At 50.8% G+C, this 19,410-nt stretch carries 18 protein-coding genes and 1 pseudogene; 4 read left to right on the top strand and 15 right to left on the bottom strand.

Annotated elements, in window-relative coordinates; translation table 11 throughout:
- Positions 1-25: 25 nt before the first annotated feature.
- The 3 genes from ACTID9_RS16790 to ACTID9_RS16800 form a co-directional block, all read right to left on the bottom strand.
- Positions 26-2,404 (bottom strand): DNA translocase FtsK, encoded by a 2,379-nt coding sequence (locus tag ACTID9_RS16790; protein ID WP_441065762.1) that lies wholly within the window; start codon positions 2,402-2,404, stop codon positions 26-28.
- Between the two features lie 439 nt (positions 2,405-2,843).
- Positions 2,844-3,074 (bottom strand): YlzJ-like family protein, encoded by a 231-nt coding sequence (locus tag ACTID9_RS16795; protein ID WP_441065764.1) that lies wholly within the window; start codon positions 3,072-3,074, stop codon positions 2,844-2,846.
- The gene (locus ACTID9_RS16800) at positions 3,071-3,859 is read right to left on the bottom strand and encodes a ClpP family protease (RefSeq protein ID WP_441065766.1); all 789 of its coding nucleotides are present in this window, start codon (positions 3,857-3,859) and stop codon (positions 3,071-3,073) included. The genes ACTID9_RS16795 and ACTID9_RS16800 overlap by 4 nt, the downstream gene beginning before the upstream one ends.
- 182 nt (positions 3,860-4,041) lie before the next feature.
- On the opposite strand from ACTID9_RS16800, the gene ACTID9_RS16805 reads away from it, so the two are divergent.
- The 4 genes and pseudogenes from ACTID9_RS16805 to ACTID9_RS16820 all read left to right on the top strand — a co-directional run bounded on the left by ACTID9_RS16805 (position 4,042) and on the right by ACTID9_RS16820 (position 6,099).
- The gene (locus tag ACTID9_RS16805) at positions 4,042-4,266 is read left to right on the top strand and encodes a hypothetical protein (RefSeq protein ID WP_441065768.1); all 225 of its coding nucleotides are present in this window, start codon (positions 4,042-4,044) and stop codon (positions 4,264-4,266) included.
- 79 nt (positions 4,267-4,345) lie between these two features.
- A pseudogene (gene thrC / locus ACTID9_RS16810) lies at positions 4,346-5,499 on the top strand (threonine synthase); the annotation flags it as partial.
- 172 nt (positions 5,500-5,671) lie between these two features.
- Positions 5,672-5,941, top strand: coding sequence for a hypothetical protein (locus tag ACTID9_RS16815; RefSeq protein ID WP_441065769.1), 270 nt, complete (start codon positions 5,672-5,674; stop codon positions 5,939-5,941).
- Positions 5,942-5,967: 26 nt separating this feature from the next.
- The gene (locus ACTID9_RS16820) at positions 5,968-6,099 is read left to right on the top strand and encodes a hypothetical protein (protein WP_441065771.1); all 132 of its coding nucleotides are present in this window, start codon (positions 5,968-5,970) and stop codon (positions 6,097-6,099) included.
- 93 nt (positions 6,100-6,192) lie between these two features.
- Here the strand turns inward: ACTID9_RS16820 and ACTID9_RS16825 are convergent, their stop codons facing one another.
- The 12 genes from ACTID9_RS16825 to ACTID9_RS16880 form a co-directional block, all read right to left on the bottom strand.
- Complete coding sequence (locus tag ACTID9_RS16825; protein ID WP_441065773.1) at positions 6,193-7,869, bottom strand: ribonuclease J; 1,677 nt, start codon at positions 7,867-7,869, stop codon at positions 6,193-6,195.
- A 173-nt stretch (positions 7,870-8,042) separates the two neighbouring features.
- Positions 8,043-8,909 carry a 4-hydroxy-tetrahydrodipicolinate synthase gene (gene dapA / locus ACTID9_RS16830; protein ID WP_441065775.1) on the bottom strand — a complete coding sequence of 289 codons (867 nt, stop codon included), beginning with the start codon at positions 8,907-8,909 and terminating at the stop codon, positions 8,043-8,045.
- 47 nt (positions 8,910-8,956) lie between these two features.
- The gene (gene dapG, locus ACTID9_RS16835; protein ID WP_441065777.1) at positions 8,957-10,180 is read right to left on the bottom strand and encodes an aspartate kinase; all 1,224 of its coding nucleotides are present in this window, start codon (positions 10,178-10,180) and stop codon (positions 8,957-8,959) included.
- Positions 10,181-10,192: 12 nt separating this feature from the next.
- Positions 10,193-11,233 carry an aspartate-semialdehyde dehydrogenase gene (locus ACTID9_RS16840; RefSeq protein WP_441065779.1) on the bottom strand — a complete coding sequence of 347 codons (1,041 nt, stop codon included), beginning with the start codon at positions 11,231-11,233 and terminating at the stop codon, positions 10,193-10,195.
- A gap of 34 nt (positions 11,234-11,267) precedes the next feature.
- Positions 11,268-11,864 (bottom strand): dipicolinate synthase subunit B, encoded by a 597-nt coding sequence (locus ACTID9_RS16845; protein ID WP_441065781.1) that lies wholly within the window; start codon positions 11,862-11,864, stop codon positions 11,268-11,270.
- Positions 11,861-12,763 (bottom strand): dipicolinate synthase subunit DpsA, encoded by a 903-nt coding sequence (gene dpsA, locus ACTID9_RS16850; RefSeq protein ID WP_441065783.1) that lies wholly within the window; start codon positions 12,761-12,763, stop codon positions 11,861-11,863. The genes ACTID9_RS16845 and dpsA overlap by 4 nt, the downstream gene beginning before the upstream one ends.
- A gap of 141 nt (positions 12,764-12,904) precedes the next feature.
- Positions 12,905-13,171: a YlmC/YmxH family sporulation protein gene (locus tag ACTID9_RS16855; RefSeq protein ID WP_441065785.1), complete on the bottom strand. Its 267-nt coding sequence runs from the start codon at positions 13,169-13,171 to the stop codon at positions 12,905-12,907.
- Between the two features lie 85 nt (positions 13,172-13,256).
- A complete protein-coding gene (locus ACTID9_RS16860; protein WP_441065786.1) occupies positions 13,257-14,513 on the bottom strand; it encodes a M16 family metallopeptidase in 1,257 nt (418 codons plus the stop codon).
- A gap of 127 nt (positions 14,514-14,640) precedes the next feature.
- Positions 14,641-15,621 carry a polysaccharide deacetylase family protein gene (locus ACTID9_RS16865; RefSeq protein WP_441065788.1) on the bottom strand — a complete coding sequence of 327 codons (981 nt, stop codon included), beginning with the start codon at positions 15,619-15,621 and terminating at the stop codon, positions 14,641-14,643.
- Positions 15,622-15,768: 147 nt separating this feature from the next.
- A complete protein-coding gene (locus ACTID9_RS16870) occupies positions 15,769-17,898 on the bottom strand; it encodes a polyribonucleotide nucleotidyltransferase (protein WP_441065790.1) in 2,130 nt (709 codons plus the stop codon).
- Between the two features lie 158 nt (positions 17,899-18,056).
- Positions 18,057-18,326: a 30S ribosomal protein S15 gene (gene rpsO / locus ACTID9_RS16875; protein WP_122916492.1), complete on the bottom strand. Its 270-nt coding sequence runs from the start codon at positions 18,324-18,326 to the stop codon at positions 18,057-18,059.
- A gap of 141 nt (positions 18,327-18,467) precedes the next feature.
- Entirely contained in the window at positions 18,468-19,409 is a 942-nt protein-coding gene (locus ACTID9_RS16880; RefSeq protein ID WP_441065793.1) for a bifunctional riboflavin kinase/FAD synthetase, read from the bottom strand.
- Between the last annotated feature and the right edge of the window lies 1 nt (position 19,410).

Below are 19,410 nucleotides of genomic sequence, written 5' to 3' on the forward strand. Positions count from 1 at the left end.
TTGAATCGGCTGCTGGTCGTTTTCATTATGAAATATTCGTCTCGATATTCGCCGGGCGTGGAATTCGCACCTCACGCGGCTTGCTTCCTTCATACGGGCCGACAATTCCTTTGGCTTCCATGATGTCGATCAATCGCGCTGCCCGGGTATAGCCGATGCGCAGACGGCGCTGGAGCAGAGAAGCCGACGCAGTTTGGCCTTCCGCAACAATTTGCACCGCTTGGTCAAACAAATCGTCATCGACAACCGTTTTGTTTTCTTCTTCGGTCTCTTCCGGTATCATCTCTGACTGGTACGTTGCTTCCTGCTGCTCTTTGACAAAGCGGACAACCTCTTCCACCTCTTTGTCGGAAACAAACGCCCCTTGCACCCGGGTCGGTTTGGAAGCGCCCATTGGCAAGTACAGCATGTCGCCACGACCGAGCAATTTTTCTGCGCCTCCCATGTCCAAAATGGTGCGGGAATCCGCCATGGACGATACGCCAAACGCGATGCGCGAAGGAATGTTGGCTTTGATGACACCGGTGATGACATCAACCGATGGGCGCTGGGTCGCGATGATCAAGTGGATGCCTGCAGCGCGAGCCATCTGTGCCAACCGGCAAATCGCATCCTCGACTTCCCCTGGCGCAACCATCATCAGGTCCGCCAACTCATCGACGATTACGACGATATAGGGAAGAGCGGCTGCGTGTCCTTCCTGCTCGCGGATCATTTGGTTGTACATCTCAATGTTACGGCTTCCGTTTTTGGCGAACAGGTTGTAGCGTCTTTCCATTTCGCTCACGACTTTTTTCAGCGCAACGGATGCTCTGCGCGGGTCCGTGACGACCGGTGCGAGCAGATGGGGAATCCCGTTGTATACGTTCAATTCGACCATTTTCGGGTCGATCATCATCAGCTTCACTTCATCAGGGGTTGCCTTGAACAAGATGCTCATGATCAAGCCGTTGATGCATACCGATTTTCCGCTTCCTGTCGCCCCCGCTACCAGCAAGTGGGGCATTTTCGCCAAGTCCGCGACAATCGGTTCCCCGGAGATGTCGCGCCCAAGGGCGGTCGTCAGTTTTGCCGGCGAGTCTTTGTACTTCCCTTCCTCCAGCACTTCCCGCAGAGAAACGACCGCTACCTCCGAATTCGGGACCTCGATCCCGATCGCCGATTTCCCTGGAATGGGGGCCTCGATCCGAATGTCTTTCGCCGCGAGCGCAAGTGCCAGGTCGTCGGTAAGGCTGACGATTCTGCTTACTTTCACACCGGTTGCAGGCTGTACTTCATAACGTGTTACCGCCGGTCCACGGTGTACTGCGGATACGGATGCCTGCACACCAAAGCTTTTCAGCGTCTGTACCAGCTTGTCCGCATTGGACTGCAAATCCGTCTCTTTGCCCGACACATGTGTCTTCAGCCGTTGCAGCATCGAAAGACCCGGCATGATGTACGGTTTTGCTTCAATATGCTCCTTAATTTCAATGTCAGCGAACAACGCATCGTCGGCTTCAAGCGATGGATCTGCCGCTGATTTGGCTTTTTGCTCTGCCTGCGGCTTTCGGTCTTGCCCTTCCGCTCGCGCCTCTTCGATGAGACGATCGGCAAAATCGTGGATGACAAGCTGTGCCGCCTGGGATTCTTCCACTGGCTCCTCTTCGTCTACATGCGCATCGTCATACGACTGGAAGGTGTCCTGGATGGCAATCGGCTTTTTCTGGTTGTCTTCTTTTTTGGCTGCAGCACGTTCCGCCGACTGTTGCTTGCGTTTTTCCGACTCTTCCTGCAGCAGCTGGACAGAATCCTTCACCGACTCTTTGATTTTGCGATAGCTTTCAGAACACTTGGTTCGGATGAAGAGCAGAATATCCACGTAGGACAGCTTGAGCAAGAACATGACCCCAATCAGGAACAGCAGCACGATGATCAGGCCGGTACCGACCGTGCCAACCAATGCGTTGCTGATGGTGAAGAACACCGCTCCTGTCATGCCGCCCCCAACGCCGGTCGTCGATACTTTTTGGCTTTGGTCCATCAGCAAACGGTCCCATGTTGCCCGGATCATATTCTGATCGGCATATTTGCCGTCAGCGGTTACCATTTTATAAAGCAGCAAATGGTCCCACATCAAAATGCCAAGCAAAATCAGCAGCGTCCCGAACAGCTGAGGCGTTATCCGCGGCATTTTACGGGTGAACATCATATGTATGGCGACGGCAATCATGATGATCGGCAAAACGAAATCCCAGGAGCCTGCAAAAAATCGAAAGAGGAACGCAAGCACGTGTTTGCCCAGCCAGCCGCTTTCCAGCAAGCCGATTAAAGAAACAGCGATGATTACCAATCCGATAAGCTCTACCTTGACTACCGAGGACCATGCCGGTTTAGGCGGGTGTTTCTCTTTTCTCACTGGCACGCCTCCTTTTCATTCTACTGAAATCTGCGCAGCAAAACCCTTGCTGCAGCAAGCCTAATTTCAAGTATAGCACAGGAAAATAAAAGAAATACAGGACATCATGCCGACAAATCGGGTCGAAAAATGATGGGGACACTCGATCGATCCTCACAAGCTGTTCCTTCATGACCAGTGCCAAATGACTGGAATTCTCCCTAGTTTTGCTCGAAATGAACCGCTCGCATGCATAGATGCGGGTTCGTTCTTGCTGCACCCGCAATGGAAGTTTTGTCCACAGAATGTATGTTCTTATATTTTAACGAATGAAAGACCTTGAATGCAAATAAAAAAATTTGTTGGTTGGCTTTGTTTTTGGAACTGCAAAAAACACCCGTCAGAGCGACCGGGTGTTTTTGGTAAGAAACATTTGCTGTCTGATCCGTTTGCCGCAGCTCCGCTTTTATCCACCCAAATCCGGACGAAAATAAATTTTTTGTCCAGGCGCAAAGCGCGGATTCAAATAATCTTGCGGATTGGGACTGATGAGGCGAATGATTTTTCCTTCAAACGTCCCGGTTGGTTCAACCATCATCGTCACATCGCCAAACGAAAGCTCTTGCACGCTCTGCTTTTCCACTGCTTCCTGGTTTTCAAAAATGTATTCCAGCGGCATCGTCGTATACATGATCATTGCAGAATCTTCTCCTCTTTGCGCTTCGCAATCAGTTCGTTCAGCTTGGCCAACGCTTTGCCCAAGCCCCCTACTTCATCAATCAGTCCGTACTTGACCGCATCCGCGCCGATTACGTTCGTCCCGATATCGCGGCTCAGCTCTCCCGTGCGCAGCATCAAGTCTTTGAACTGCTCTTCCGTAATATTGGAATGCCGCGAAACGAACTGGACAACCCGATCCTGCATTTTATCCAGATATTCAAACGTTTGTGGAACGCCGATCACCAATCCCGTCAAGCGAATCGGATGGATCGTCATCGTTGCCGTCTCCGTGATCATCGAGTAATCGCCCGATACCGCGATCGGCACCCCGATGCTATGTCCACCGCCCAATACGAGCGTTACAACCGGCTTCGACAGGGAGGAAATGATTTCGGCCAACGCCAGCCCGGCTTCCACATCACCGCCTACCGTATTCAAAATGACGAGCACGCCTTCAATTTTGGCATTTTGCTCGGCTGCTACCAACTGCGGGATCAGATGCTCATATTTCGTCGTTTTGTTTTGCGGGGGAAGCTGGATGTGCCCCTCCACCTGACCGATGATGGTCAGGCAGTAAATATTGCTTTCCAGCTGCGGCACATTTGTTTGCCCAAGCTGTGTAATGGTATCGAGAATCCGTTTCTTGGAATCGTCAGTGCCAGCTCCTTCATCAGATGTCCCTGGCTGTTGCGGCTGCTCCTGACCTTGGCGATTCATCGGATGCAAGGTGTTCAGGTGCGGCGGGAACTCATTGTTCGGCATGTAGGTACCTCCTTTGCTGTCCTACATAGTATGGATTGCCTGCCAGAAATAATGCACCTCCACCTTTGGGCACCCTATCCATGCAGCTCGTTTTTTCACTCCTGAAGTTTCGGCAACAACTGCATGCATATCCCCTGATTCAAAGAAACACATTAGTAATAAACGAATTGAGGTGAACAGTCATGAACGGCATGCAATTGGTCGAGTTCCTTAGAACCACCGAAGACAAGATCATGCATATCCACCGGGCAATCGACCATATCAGTAGCAATGATGAACTGAAAGAATCGGTGGCTGTTTTAACAGAAGTGATAAAGGATTATCAGATCCAAACCGAAAAAGTGAAAGGGAAACTGCAAAGCATCGAGGTTGGTGACCAGCACCAGCCGCAACAGCAGTACCGGTAAGAAATGAAAAAGCCGAACTTCTCGAAAGTGGGAGGTTCGGCTTTTCTCATCGCTTCGTTTCCTTCTTACAGACCGGTGCTGCGCATGTGGATCAGATGCTGAACAACTGAAGCACGTTTTTAATCAAAGGCTATCCTTGCGAACAACGCCGTTCGAAGCGGGGTCTGGCGGTATAAAGAGCTGATCTTCCCTGAACTGGAGGATCGTTTCATTACGACCAAATATGAAGGGAACACTGGCTTGTATACATCGGAAAAACTCCAGTCATACTCAGGGATTCAACAGCTTTATGTGAAAGCACAAAGTGAAAACCCGAGCGGTTTCTTTAAAGACAATGGAATGACGGTTGCTGTGTCGCACGGACGTTCCCTCGGATTTTCGCGATTCGCGTGCAGTTCGACCGGAAACACCTCATCGTCACTGGCCATGTATGCAGCGCTTGCAGACGGTGAGTCTTACGTGTATGTTCCGCAAGACCGCATCTCGCAAAACAAAGTATTACAGACGTTGGCCTATGGTGCGAATGTGATCCGTTTTGACGGCACGTATGATGACGGGATTCGCTTTTTGTGCGACCACGCAGAAGAACTCGGTCTATATGTGTGCAATTCCGTTAACCCGATGCGAATTGAAGGACAAAAAAGCATCATTTATGAAATTGCTCATACGCTGGAATGGAAGCTGCCTGATTGGATCGTCGTTCCGGGCGGAGCTTTAAGCAATGCGACCGCCTTGGGAAAAGGGCTTCACGATCTCTACACGCTCGGTTTCATCGATAAGCTCCCCCGGGTTGCGATCGTGCAAGCCGTTGGCGCAAGCCCGTTTCACCGAATGGTCGTGCAAAAGCTTGATGCGTTAGAGCCCGAACCGTCACCACAAACGGTTGCCTCCGCGCTCAACATCGGGAATCCGCCCAGTTGGAAAAAAGCACTGCGCATGATTGAAGCTACAAACGGTGTGACAATCGCGGTCTCTGACGAGGAAATTTTGGATGCGAAAGCGATGGTTGATCAATCCGGAATCGGTTGTGAACCGGCTTCTGCCGCAACGATCGCCGGACTGCGTGCCTTAATCGAAACGAATGTCATCGATAAAGAGGAATCTGCCCTCTGCATTCTGACCGGAAACATGCTGAAAGATACGGACGCCCTCTACCAGTACCACCTCGGCGAATCACATGGTCGTTTTCAGCGTACAATCCAAAACAGCAGTCTCCATTCTTCAGCCACTTAAATTTTATTTTCCTTTTCCCATCAAGCGAAGACGCCTATTCCAACAGGTTTTTCACTTTGGGTGAAACTTTATTTAAGACCATTCGTATACTATAAAAAAACTTTTACGTATTGCCTATACGTTTTGTCCGGGTGTACACTAGGAACCACTACAGGAAGGGGGTTGACTCGTCATGGAAGATCTTTTGCTCTACGTCAGTTTTGACGAGCTCATCTCGTGGTTCGTCTTCCTGTGTGGTGCGGTTGCTCCGTTCATCGTGATCGGTCGGGTGCAACTTCCTGCATCCCGTACTACGATCGTGCTGAAACAGGCGTATGAAAAGAACATCAACCCGGTTTTGGTTGAACGCTATCCGTCACTTGCACCCTTGTATCATGTGTTAACGATTCGCTCCGATCTCGATGGTGATCCATACCCTGTCACATTGTTTTTCCGCCCCTGACTTTATTTAACAAGGAGGAAAACACAATGTTTAAAATTTTCGGAGAGGTATTGCTGTTTGCATTCGCACTGCCAATGATCGGTTATCAAACTTTCATGGGCTTCGAAGCCTTGATTGACGTAGCCGCACAAGTTTCCGAATACGCACGAATCAAATAAATCGTTGGAAGCATCTGGATTGCACCGCGTCCAGATGCTTCTTTTCGTACATAGTAAAAAACCGGACCTGTTTCAGTCCGGCTTCTTTTCCAGTCACACTTCCATAATGATCGGCAAAATCATCGGGCGGCGACGCGTTTGTTCATACAAGTAGCGTCCCAACGTATCCTTCACATTATTTTTCAGCGATGACCATTCGTTTACGTTTTCTTCCATGCATTTTACAAGTGTTTGGGTGACAATACGATTCGCTTCATCCAACAGTTCTTCCGATTCGCGAACATACACAAAGCCGCGCGAAATGATGTCAGGACCCGACAGGATCGTACCGTTTTGTTTGCTGAGCGTAACGACAACGACCAGAATTCCGTCCTGAGACAGTAATTTTCGATCGCGCAATACGATATTTCCTACATCCCCAACGCCGAGTCCATCGATCAGCACGTTGCCGGAATGCACTTTCGGACCATAGCGGGCTTTGCCACCTGCGAATTCAACCGTATCCCCGTTATCCAACAGGAAAATGTTTTCTTCCGGCACTCCCACCTGTTCCGCCAGGATCCCATGCATTCTGAGCATGCGATACTCGCCGTGAATCGGGATGAAATATTTGGGTCTCATCAGGTTGAGCATCAAGCGCAGCTCTTCCTGACTTCCGTGACCAGACACGTGTACAGGTCCGCTCGGTCCATGACCGCCATAAATCACATCTGCGCCGATACGGTACAGCTGATCGATGGTGCGGGAGATGTACTTTTCGTTGCCTGGAATCGGTGTTGCTGCAATGATCACGGTATCCCCTGGAAGGATATCGACTTTCCGATGGGCGGATCGGGCCATGCGTGTGAGTGCCGACATCGGCTCTCCTTGACTTCCAGTTGATAAAATGACGACTCGATCAGCAGCGAGCTTGTTGATTTCATCCGTATCCACAATAACGCCTTCCGGTACGTGAAGATAGCCCAAGTCTTTGCTGATGTTGATTACGTTTACCATGCTCCGGCCCACTACCGCTACTTTTCGGTTGAAAAGCATCGCGGCATCGAACACTTGCTGAATCCGATGCACATTGGATGCGAACGTGGAGACGATAATTCGTCCCGGTGCACGATTGAATACATCCTTGATGGCCTCACCTACCGAACGCTCTGATCCGGTAAAGCCCGGACGCTCGGCATTGGTGGAATCGGACAACAGGCAAAGCACGCCGCGTTCTCCGATCAAAGCCATTTTTGCCAAATCTGCTGCTTGTCCATTGACTGGTGTCTGGTCAAACTTGAAGTCACCGGTATGAACGACATACCCTTCCGGTGTTTCTACGCATACGCCCACGGTATCTGGAATACTATGGTTTGTACGGAAAAACGTCGCTTTCATGGAACCAAGCGTAATTTCCGACTCACTGTTAATCAGGATTCGCTTGGTATCCCCTAGTATACCCGCTTCTTTCAATTTTGCATCAATGAGACCTAAGGTGAGTTTGGTTGCGTATACGGGTACATTCAAGTGTTTCAGGACGTAGCTCAGACCGCCAATGTGATCCTCGTGTCCATGTGTGATGATAATCCCGCGCACTCGATCCCGATGTTCAAGCAAATAGGTGATATCGGGAATCACCATGTCAATCCCCAGCATTTCCTCTTCTGGGAATTTCAAACCCGCATCGATCACGACAATATCATCGTCGCTCTCGATGACGTACATATTTTTCCCAATTTCGCCCACTCCGCCCAGTGCGAAAATGAGAACTCGATTAGTAACCTTTGCCAAAAAAGAAACCTCCTATAATTCGTTGCGTTACTGCATTACAAAGACCGCCCCAAATCACTTACCCTCATTATATCCGAAAACAAAACGATAACACAAGCAAAAAACGGATTGACGCAAACAGATGGATGGCACAAAAAAGAGCCGTCCGAGGACAGCTCTTTCCCACTTCTTGCTTATTTCAAAAGCGAGAATACGAAATCGCGCTCTTGTTCGTTCAACTCGACGAGAGGCAACCGCACGCCGCCGACAGGAACGCCGATTTTTTCCAAGGCGACCTTTGTCGGTGTCGGACTTGGATAAGCGAACAAGCCCTCCATCACCGGCAGCAATTTGCGATGCAGTGAAGCCGCACGCTCGTTGTCTTTTTCAAAATATGCGTGGATCATGTCTGCCAGCTCCGAACCCACTACATGGCTCGCCACGCTGACCAGTCCTACTCCACCGACTGCCAAGATCGGAAGTGTCAAACCATCATCCCCGCTATATACTTCAAAGCCTTCCGGCGCATGTTCGATAATCGTTGCAATTTGCGACAGGTTTCCAGACGCTTCTTTGATGCAAACGACATTCGGCAGTTGTGCCAGTCGCAGCGTTGTTTGCGCCGTCATATTGACCGCAGCGCGACCCGGTACGTTGTAGAGCATCACCGGGAGCTTGGTAGCTTCCGCTACTGCCTTGAAGTGCTGATACAGCCCTTCCTGGGAGGTGCGGCTGTAATAAGGAGCCACCAGCATGATGGCATCTACACCGGTTTCTTCCGCCGCTTTGGTCAGTTCGATGCTCGATGCGGTATCATTGCTGCCCGTACCTGCAATAACGGGGCAGCGTCCATTCACATAAGAAACGACGTGCCGGAACAGTTCCAGTTTTTCTGTTTTCGTCAAGGTCGGAGATTCACCTGTTGTTCCGCTCACAACCAAACCGTCTGAACCATTTGCCAACAAATGATCTATCAACTGCTCTGTTCGTTTGTAATCGATCTCCAGTTGGTCGTTAAAGGGGGTTACCATGGCGGTAAGGAGTCGCCCAAATCGTGCCAATTTCATTCATTCCTTTCATGGTAGCGTAACACCCGGGAACCGAGAGATCAGCGTGACAGATGCAGCTTAAACTGCTGATGTAATGCCCGTACTGCTTTTGCCATATCCGCTTCGGGCACAAGCACCCATATGGTTGTGTGCGAATCGGCTGATTGGAGTATTTGAATATCCTCTTTCGTCAATGCTTCCACGATTTGTGCCATAACTCCAGGAACGCCGGCTATTCCGGCTCCGATAACGGAGACTTTGGCACAATGCGGCATGACGACAGGTTCATAATCCATCGCAGTTAAAATCGCGGTCGCTTTATCGGCCATTTGGTCATGGACCGTATACGCGACGCCGCGCGGGTTTACATTGATAAAATCGACGCTGATTCCGTGATTCGCCATTGCTTTAAAGACCTGTAGCTGCGTGTCGTATTGACCATCCTTCGCAAACACTTTGATTTGCGTGATGTTGGCCACATGCGCAATCCCGACCACCAGACGATCCCTCACATGATGATGAGGGTCGTTCAGCTCGTTAATGCTCGTGACCAACGTTCCGGGGTCATCGGAAAACGTAGACCTGACGCGGATCGGTACGTTTGTTTGCATGGCAATTTCAACAGCGCGCGGGTGGATCACCTTCGCGCCGAGATGTGCCATGTTGCAAATTTCCGTATAAGTGACGGTGTCGAGCGGCTTGGCGTCAGCCACAAGCCGTGGGTCAGCCGTCATGATGCCTTCCACGTCAGTGAAGATATCCACCATTTCTGCTTCAAGGGCAACACCGAGCGCGGTGGCTGTCGTATCACTGCCGCCGCGCCCCAATGTGGTGATTTCCCAATCCTCGGTTCGTCCCTGAAAACCGGGGACGACCACAACTTTTCCACCTTCCAGTTCCCGTTTGATGCGGGTACCGTCGATGGACAATATCTGTGCGTTGGAATAGTCATCCGTCGTCACAATGTTCGCCTGTCCGCCCGTTAAAATGATGGACTCGATGCCTCGCTGATTCAGCATGCTTACAAGCACACTTGCAGAAATAATTTCCCCCGTGTGCAAAAGCATATCCGTTTCGCGCTTGGGCAGCGAATTGCCGTTGCTGGAAACGAGTTCAAGGAGCGTATCTGTCGCATACGGCTCCCCTTTTCTCCCCATAGCGGAAACGACTACGACCAGCGAATACCCTTCTGTCAACGCTCTCTCGATGTGCCGGATTGCCCGGTTGCGGCAATCCGCCGTCGTAAGCGAGGAACCTCCGAACTTTTGGACGAGAATTCTCATTGAGCCTCTCTCCTATTGCTGTGCTTTAATTAATTCCTCTGCAATTTGTACGGTATTCCATGCCGCACCCTTCAGCAGGTTGTCAGATACGATCCACATGTGCAAACCGCGCGGATGGTGCAGGTCACGGCGTACACGACCGACGAACACATCCAGCTTACCAGCGGCTTCAGTCGCCAGCGGATAAACCTGTTCTTCTGGCGAATCCTGCAGGACAACACCAGGTGCATCGCTTAGCAGCTGTTTCACTTCAGCAAGATCGTAGTCCTGTTTCAGCTCTACATAAACGGATTCGCTGTGACCATAAATGACAGGAATGCGCACGCATGTTGCAGAAACATTGACGGTGTCATCGCCGAGAATTTTTTTGGTCTCGTTGACCATTTTCATTTCTTCATAGGTGAATCCGTTGTCTGTGAACACATCGATCTGCGGAATCGCGTTGTAGGCGATTTGATGGTGCACTGGCAGTTTGCTCACAGGCAACACGTTTGCTTTCGCTTCTTTGCCATCCAAGATGTCCCGGGATTGCTCTTGCAGCTCGTTGATTGCGGACTGCCCTGCACCGGATACGGCTTGGTAGGTCGATACGATGATGCGGTCAATTCCAAAGCGATCGTAGAGAGGCTTCAGAGCTGCGACCATTTGGATGGTGGAGCAGTTCGGATTTGCGATGATTCCTTTGTGTTGGTGTGCCGCATCCATGTTCACTTCCGGCACGACAAGCGGTACCTCAGGGTCCATGCGGAAAGCGCTCGTGTTGTCGATGACGACAGCGCCATGGCGCACGGCATGCGGAGCCAGCTCTTTACTGATCGAACCGCCAGCAGAGAAGAGCGCATAGTCCACTCCTGCAAAGCTATCCGGTGTCGCTTCCTCAATCACAACATCTTGCCCTTTAAAATTGACCGTCTTGCCGGCGGAACGGCCGGAAGCCAGCAGCTTCAGTTGATTGATCGGGAAATCACGCTGTTCTAACAAAGAAATCATTTGTTGACCTACTGCACCTGTTGCTCCAACAACAGCAACATTCACCTTTTTCTGGTTCTGCATCTCTAAAGCTCCTCCTATCGCGTATAAGCAATAATTAGTAGTTAAACCTCTCTATAAGTAAGGGTTGTAACTGTTTGCCGTCGAGCGCGGCTTCGCACGTCTCTTTCAGCAACTCCATCCGCGCCACCAACGAGTTGGGTTTCTTGTCTGGCGCATCTTGGCCGAATGGAACAAAGTAAATATTCTTGGCTGCCAAAAGCTTCGCGATATTCGCTGCATTCAAGCCCAATCCGTCATTGGTGGAGATCGCCAGCACCAACGGGCGCAAGTTCCGCATCGTCGCCTTGGCTGCCATTAACACAGCGCTATCTGTAATGGCATTGGCCAGTCGGCTGGTGGTGCTGCCCGTGCACGGTGCGATCACCATCACATCAAGCAGTTTGGACGGTCCAAGCGGTTCTGCGGCGGGAATGGTGGAGATCAGCTCTTCACCGGTCAAATCCCGCAACTTTTGCTGCCATGATGCCGATGTCCCGAAACGGGTGTCAGTCGTCATCAGTGTATTGGAAACAATCGGAATAACACGTGCTCCTGCATCTTTGAGCCGCTGAATCTGCGGCATCGTTTCTTCAAACGTGCAATGCGAGCCGGATAATCCGAAACCAATCGTTTTCCCCTGCAGGTCGCTCATACGGATTCCTCCTTTTGGATGCTGGATTGTTCGGCTATCAGGCGGGACAATGTGTTGGCGATAATCTGTCCTGCGGTTCGCGGCGCAACAATTCCAGGCAAAGAAGGTGCGAGGAGCGCTTTCATTCCTCTTTTCTCCGCAAAGCGGAAATCAGTCCCTCCAGGTTTAGAGGCTAAATCGATAATCAAGGCGGTTTGGGTCATCTGCGCGATTACATCCGCTGTCACGATCAACTGCGGGATCGTGTTAAATAGGATATCGACATTTCCGACCTGCTGCTTCAGTTCATCCAGATGAAAGGGCTGAATGCCCATTTCATAGATACGTGCTATGTGCTCCGGACGTTTAACACCTACCCTGACACGCGCGCCTAACGCGTCCAGCGTTCTGGCCATCGACATACCGACCCGACCAAATCCCAACACAATCACCTGCGAGCCGTGAATGGTGAAATCCGTATTCTGGATCGCCATCATCAGCGCTCCTTCCACAGTCGGAATGGAGTTGTAGATGGCTACATCATCGCGACTCAACAGTTCGACCAGCTTGATTTCCTGATCGGCTAACAGCTGTCTGAGATATGGTTTGGCCATGCCTGTATAGACGACACAATCCTTCTTCAATGAAGCGGCATGTGTATCGAGAAACTGGAGCTGTTTCGAGCAGAAGATGCTCTCCACAAATCCTTTGTCGTCTGTCCCGACAATGGGTAAAATCAGTGCGTCAACGTCTTTCAACACATCGCATGTTAAAGGTTTTTTGGTTGCTCCCGTGAAGATACTCTCCAGATTGTCGAAGCCGATCAATGTGACGATTGCATCCAGCTGAATGCATTTTTTGATGACTTCAATCTGGCGGGCATCCCCACCGATGAAAGCAACATGTATCCCCGTTAGCATGCTGTGTTCCCCTTTCCACACATTTTACTGCAAAAAAACCTCACAACGCAAAGGTTTTTCCCGTTCGTAAAGAAAATCACATGAAAAAGTTGTGGTCTACCCCCATCCTATTCGCTTTGGGTGCGTTCGGTGACAAACGCCTTATTCACGTTCTGCAATCACATTTTGGCTGCGATGGAGGGCAACGATGATCATATCCGGACCGATTTTATAAATGGATTTCCAGGGGATGACGAGGTCGGTTTTCTTTTTGGAAAATCGCCAAAAGGAGGAGGTCAAGGGAAGCAAGATGGAGTGGATTTCGCCGGTAGCCGGATTGATTTCCAGGTCGGACTGAGCGATGCTCCCCATTTTTTCACCGTTATTCATCTCGATGATTTCTTTTCCGCACAACTCGCTTAGCCTCATATGATTCGTCCCCCTTTTGAGTTTGCTACACTATACGAAAAAAAACCCGGTCTATGCCGGGTTTTTCCGATTGTTCGCAGCTCCATTATGGAACCAAAATCGTGCTGTTGATGTTAGCAGGCAGCTCCTCCAATGGGCTTACCATGGCGATGCCGAGCGGCGAGCGGAACAAGTCGCGGGCAACCTGCAAAATCGAGTCATGATTGACCTTATCGATCCGCGCGATGATCTCGTCCAAGCTCAGATGGCGCCCGAGAAGAAGTTCATTTTTCCCCAGGCGGCTCATCCGGCTGTTCGTCGATTCGAGGCTCAGCATGAGGCTGCCCTTCAGCTGCTCCTTGCCTTTGTTCAGCTCTTGCGACGTGATTCCTTTTTCGCTGATGTCGTGCAGCACATTCGTCACGATGTCGAACACTTTGCCCACATGCTCAGGCGCCGTGCCAGTATAAACGGTGAACGTGCCGGCTTCCTGGTAAGCGGAATGGTACGAATAGACGGAATATGCCAAGCCACGCTCTTCCCTGATTTCCTGGAACAGGCGGGAACTCATGCTGCCTCCCAATACATTGTTCAGCAAGATCAGCGAATAAATCTCCTCATGTCCCACCTGGTAGCCCGGGAGCGAAAGGCAAAAATGCGCTTGCTCGGTCGCTTTGTGCTGGGTGATCGTTCTGCCTACAAACTGCGGAACCGTCAGCTCGTGGACAGAGCCTTGACGCGTAAAGGTGGAGAACCTTTGCTTAATTTCCTCGATCAGACGATCGTCAAAGTTTCCTGCGACGGTGATGACGGTTTGTTCCGGTATGTAATGCTTCTCCACGTAGTCAAGCAGATCGTCTCGTCGCAAGCTGCGCAGCACGTCTTCCGTACCTAAAATGGAATACCCCAGCGGGTGATCGCCATAGCAGGCGCGCGCGATCAGATCATGCACCAGATCATCTGGCGTGTCCTCGTACATGCTGATCTCTTCAATGACGACGTTCTTCTCTTTTTCCAGCTCCTCAGCATCGAATACCGAGTTAAAATACATGTCGGAAAGAATATCCAGCGCGATCGGCGCGTGCGTATCCAAAATGCGTGCATAGTAGCACGTATACTCTTTCGAGGTAAACGCATTCACATTGCCGCCGATTTCGTCGAATGCCTCGGCGATTTGTTTGGCTGTGCGCGTCTTTGTCCCTTTGAAGTACATATGCTCCAAAAAGTGAGAAATCCCATTGTTCGCTTCGCGCTCGAATTTGGAACCTGTGCCAACCCAGATGCCTAACGCAACGGAACGGACAGACGAAATTTTTTCAGTGACGATGCGTACGCCATTTTCGCATGTATATCGTTGTATCACATAGAATCCTCCTCTATGATATGGGCCCATGGCCTCGCATATCCGATTATGCCGATTTCAGTTATGTATAGATAGAACATGTCTAACTATAGCAAACTTCAATGGGCTTCTCAACACTCCATGGTTCTTACGGCGTATCGATCCGTTTGCTGGAAATCACCTCTGACACGGTGGTCGGAGTCAGTCCTCTTTGCTTCGCCATTTTGATCAAAGCAGGAAGGCTTTGCGCGGTTACGGCTGTCGGGTGCATCAAGATCATGACCCCTTTCCCCATTTTGGCGTCGATGCGGCGAATGACGACATCGGGTGAAGGCTTCATCCAGTCGATCGTATCCGCACTCCACAGGATCGTCTTCATCTGAAAATCATTCTTGGCGATCTTGACTACTTGCGAGGAGAAAGAGCCGGAGGGCGGCGCGAAAAGGTTCGGTTTGATCCCCAGTGTTTTTTCAATGACTTGCTGCGTTTTCCCGATTTCCTGGCGAATTTGATAATCGCTCATGAACTTCATGTCGGGATGCGAATAGGCATGATTGCCAATCTCATGCCCGTAGGAAGCGATTTTTTTGGCAAGCTCCGGATTGCGGCGCACCCATGAGCCATCGAGAAAAAAGGTGGTTTTGATTTGATTGGCTTCCAACGTTTTCAGGATCGAATCCAGGTATTCGTTGCCCCACGCGACATTGATCATGAAGGAAATCGCCGGCTTTTCCGGATTGCCGCGATAAATGGGGTACACGCCCACCTCTTCTAGCGATACGTCCGGCTCCACTTCCTTAAAGATCAATTGATCCTGGGTTGTCTTGCCCGTCATCTTCATTTGTATGATCGATGCTTCCGTATCGATCGAACGACCGTTATAGCCTGGAACTGCGGCCTTCCACGATTCGTCATAGGAAGCGTTTATCGGCTTTTTTTCCATCGTCTGCCGCCAGCCTTCGATCATGTTGCGCAATTCCTCTTCACGGGTGAATGCCCGATCCACTTTCGTCGCCTGATGCTTGACCGTTTGCACGTAATGTTCCACTGGAGCCGAACTGAGCAGCTGCACCAGGACCAGTGCCCAAAAGCCTGTCACGAGCAACATGGCATACGGTTTTTTCTTCATCCGGAAAGCTCCCCTCATCCCAAACAGTACCTGTCAAGTTTGTCTACTACTTCACCATATGAGAGAGGGAAAACAGATAGAAGTAAAAAGAAAAAGCTTGTGTACGCGAAGAGGTTCTTCATGTGACCAAGCTTTTTTGCTTTTGAGTTATTCAGCTTTTGGTTCCGCTGCTGCCGCTGCGGCTGCCTGCTCTTTCAGCACGGCTTTGCGGGAAAGGTTGACGCGGCCTTGCTCATCGATTTCGGTGACTTTGACCATGATCTTGTCGCCTACCGCTACAACATCCTCCGTCTTAGCTACGCGCTCTTCTGCAAGCTGGGAAATATGGCACAGACCTTCTTTGCCTGCGAACAGCTCGACGAAGGCACCGTATTTCTCCACGCGTTTCACCGTACCGAGATACGTTTGTCCAACCGCCACTTCACGCACCAGATCTTCGATGATCTGTTTCGCACGCAGGTTGGCTTCAGCGCTGACCGATGCGATGAAGATGCGGCCATCTTGCTCGATATCGATTTTGACGCCGGTTTCTTCGATGATTTTGTTGATGATGCGGCCTTGTGGCCCGATGACATCGCGGATTTTTTCCGGATTGATGCTCATTGTCATGATCTTCGGCGCGTATGGCGACAGCTCTTTGCGCGGCTCGGAAATCACTTCCAGCATTTTGCCCAGGATGTGCATGCGGCCTTTTTTCGCTTGCGTCAGCGCCTGCTCAAGGATCTCGCGGTTAATTCCTTCGATCTTGATGTCCATTTGCAGCGCGGTGACGCCGTTTGCCGTACCCGCGACCTTGAAGTCCATATCGCCGAGATGGTCTTCCATCCCTTGGATATCGCTCAAAATGGAGAATTTCTCGCCTTTCTCATCCATGATCAAGCCCATCGCAATACCTGCTACCGGCGCTTTGATCGGTACACCTGCTTGCATCAGTGCGAGCACGCTTGCGCAAATGGAAGCCTGGGACGTCGAACCGTTCGACTCGACTACCTCGGATACGAGGCGGATCGTATATGGGAATTCGGTTTCGGATGGGATGATCGGCTCAATCGCGCGCTCTCCCAATGCACCGTGACCGATTTCGCGGCGGCCAGGCGGGCGGAGCGGTCTCGCTTCCCCTACGCTGTACGGCGGGAAATTGTAATGGTGCATGAAGCGTTTGGATTCTTCGAGGCCCAAGCCATCGAGGATTTGCACGTCACCCAGTGCTCCGAGCGTGCACACGCTGAGCGCTTGCGTTTGTCCGCGCGTGAACAGGCCGGAACCGTGTGTACGGGACAAAATGCCAACCTCGCAGGAGATCGGACGAATCTCATCCAAAGCTCGTCCATCCGGACGGATTTTTTCATGCGTAATCAGGCGGCGCACTTCTTCTTTCAAGATGTCGTGCAAAATCTCCGCAATCACGCTGGTTTGCTCTGGATAAATCTCAGCAAAATGCTGCTGTGTCTCGGCATTGACCGCATCGATCGCATCATAGCGCGCTTGCTTTTCTTCGATACGGATGACTTCTTTCAATTTCGCTTCGGCAAAATCACGAACGGCAGCATTGATCTCAGGATCGACCGCATGCAGGACCACGTTCATTTTTTGCTTGCCGATTTCGCTTTGAATCTTGTTTTGGAACTCAACCAGCTGCTGGATCACGCTGTGACCATACATGATCGCCTCGAGCATGACTTCTTCCGGCACTTCGTTGGCGCCAGCTTCAACCATGTTGATGGCATCGTATGTTCCGGCAACGGTCAAATGCACGTCGCTCGCTTCCGCTTCCGCAACCGTCGGGTTAATGATCAGCTTGCCGTCGATGCGGCCTACGATCACACCCGCGATCGGTCCGTTAAACGGAATTTCGGAAACGCACAGCGCTGCGGAAGTACCGATCATCGCCGCGATTTCCGGAGAGCAGTCTTGATCCACCGACAATACGGTGTTGACGACCTGGACGTCATTGCGGAACCCTTCCGGGAACAGCGGGCGGATCGGGCGGTCGATCAAGCGGCTCGCCAAAATCGCTTTTTCGCTTGGACGTCCTTCCCGTTTGATGAAACCGCCCGGGATTTTTCCTACTGCATACAAACGCTCTTCATAATTGACCGTCAACGGAAAGAAATCGAGCGGCTTTGGTTCTTTCGATACTGTGACAGCGGACAAGATTGCTGTGTCGCCGTAACGAACGAGAACAGAACCTTGCGCTTGCTTCGCGATTTTGCCAAACTCCAGTTTCAGCGTTCGGCCTGCCAGCTCAAATTCATATGTACGTACCTGTTCTTCCATGTACTTAGCAGCCCTCCTTACAAACAATGTGTAACATGAATTTTTTCTACTTTTATGTATTATTTCCTGCTAAGGGGAAACGTAAAATTCCTCAGCAAAAAAAGAAACGCACGTAAAAGAAAAAGCGGGAATTTCCCGCTTTTTCAATCGACCTCTGATTAACGACGCAGACCGAGTTTGTCAACAAGCGTACGGTAACGCGCTACGTCAGAATCTTTCAGGTAGCCCAACAGGTTACGGCGTTGTCCTACCATTTTCAGAAGACCACGACGGCTGTGGTGATCTTTCTTGTGTGTGCGAAGATGTGCGTTCAAATTGTTGATGTTTTCGGTCAAGATCGCAATTTGAACTTCTGGCGAACCAGTGTCATTTTCATGAGTACGATACTCTTGAATCAGTTGAGTTTTGCGTTCAGCTGTCAATGCCATCGAGACTCACCTCCTATTAGTATCCCCATCAGCCGAGTCCGCCGCCGGTGAGAGTCGGTCAGCCAAGCTGTGGTTAAATTTATACAACACTCGAATTATAGCACATAGAGTTGGGAAAAGCAAAGGACCATAGAGAAAAATTTAATAGCGCTGCGTGGCCAGCTTTTCCTTCGCCTCGGCGACATCCTTTTTGATTTGGGCAATCAGCGGTTCAACACCGGCGAATTTTTGCTCGTCGCGAAGCATGAACAACAGCTCCACCTCGACGCGCTCCCCATAGATGGTGTCATGGAAATCGAACATGTGGACCTCGAGCGACTTTTCTTTCTTCTCCAGCTCGAAAGTCGGTTTGATGCCAATGTTCATGACGCCGTAGTACGCTTTGCCGCCGACATGCATCCGTACGCCATACACGCCGTTTTTGCCGATGAGATACGGCTTGTCTACGGCGACGTTGGCGGTAGGAAAGCCAATCGTGCGTCCACGCTTGTCACCGTGCACGACAACGCCCTTCACCTTGTAAGGACGGCCGAGCAAATGGCGCGCTTGCTCCACATCACCATTGTGAAGATATTCACGTATGATGGTGCTGCTAACTTTTTCGCCCAAGCGATTGACCGGACCGACAATGTCGATTCCGTAGCGCCCTGCGCTCATCTCCTGCAGCGTTTGCGCGGTGCCGGTCCCGCGATAGCCGAACGTGTAATCGAAGCCAACGACAACATGCCGGCATTGCAACGGCAGGAGGCATTCGTTGATGAATTCCTCCGGATAGATCGATGAGAACGGAATGTCAAACTTCATCACATACACGATGTCGACACCCAGCTTCTCGAACTGCTCCAATTTTTCATCGAGCGGCGTCAAATACCGCGTATAGCCTGAGCGTCCCAGCACTTCGCGCGGATGCGGATCAAATGTCATGACTGCGCTTTTCAGTTCTTTTTGATGAGCGACATCCATCGCCTTCTGGATCACACGGCTATGTCCAAGATGGACGCCGTCAAAATAACCGATCGCAAGCGCGCACGGCTCAAATTCGATCGTTTGCGGCAGCGGATACGCAAGCTCTATGGTTCTCATC

It is taken from the genome of Brevibacillus fluminis (assembly GCF_052072235.1).
GTDB lineage: Bacteria > Bacillota > Bacilli > Brevibacillales > Brevibacillaceae > Brevibacillus_D > Brevibacillus_D fluminis_A.

What these genes read in the sequence shown, in the direction of transcription:
- ACTID9_RS16820 (WP_441065771.1), top strand. Translation starts at nt 5,968, where the DNA reads ATGTTTAAAATTTTCGGAGAGGTATTGCTGTTTGCATTCGCACTGCCA.
- dpsA (WP_441065783.1), bottom strand. Translation starts at nt 12,763, where the DNA reads ATGCTAACGGGGATACATGTTGCTTTCATCGGTGGGGATGCCCGCCAG.
- ACTID9_RS16880 (WP_441065793.1), bottom strand. Translation starts at nt 19,409, where the DNA reads ATGAGAACCATAGAGCTTGCGTATCCGCTGCCGCAAACGATCGAATTT.
- ACTID9_RS16855 (WP_441065785.1), bottom strand. Translation starts at nt 13,171, where the DNA reads ATGAGGCTAAGCGAGTTGTGCGGAAAAGAAATCATCGAGATGAATAAC.
- ACTID9_RS16815 (WP_441065769.1), top strand. Translation starts at nt 5,672, where the DNA reads ATGGAAGATCTTTTGCTCTACGTCAGTTTTGACGAGCTCATCTCGTGG.
- dapG (WP_441065777.1), bottom strand. Translation starts at nt 10,180, where the DNA reads ATGAGAATTCTCGTCCAAAAGTTCGGAGGTTCCTCGCTTACGACGGCG.
- ACTID9_RS16865 (WP_441065788.1), bottom strand. Translation starts at nt 15,621, where the DNA reads ATGAAGAAAAAACCGTATGCCATGTTGCTCGTGACAGGCTTTTGGGCA.
- ACTID9_RS16795 (WP_441065764.1), bottom strand. Translation starts at nt 3,074, where the DNA reads ATGATCATGTATACGACGATGCCGCTGGAATACATTTTTGAAAACCAG.
- rpsO (WP_122916492.1), bottom strand. Translation starts at nt 18,326, where the DNA reads ATGGCATTGACAGCTGAACGCAAAACTCAACTGATTCAAGAGTATCGT.
- ACTID9_RS16800 (WP_441065766.1), bottom strand. Translation starts at nt 3,859, where the DNA reads ATGCCGAACAATGAGTTCCCGCCGCACCTGAACACCTTGCATCCGATG.
- ACTID9_RS16845 (WP_441065781.1), bottom strand. Translation starts at nt 11,864, where the DNA reads ATGAGCGACCTGCAGGGGAAAACGATTGGTTTCGGATTATCCGGCTCG.
- ACTID9_RS16805 (WP_441065768.1), top strand. Translation starts at nt 4,042, where the DNA reads ATGAACGGCATGCAATTGGTCGAGTTCCTTAGAACCACCGAAGACAAG.
- ACTID9_RS16870 (WP_441065790.1), bottom strand. Translation starts at nt 17,898, where the DNA reads ATGGAAGAACAGGTACGTACATATGAATTTGAGCTGGCAGGCCGAACG.
- ACTID9_RS16840 (WP_441065779.1), bottom strand. Translation starts at nt 11,233, where the DNA reads ATGCAGAACCAGAAAAAGGTGAATGTTGCTGTTGTTGGAGCAACAGGT.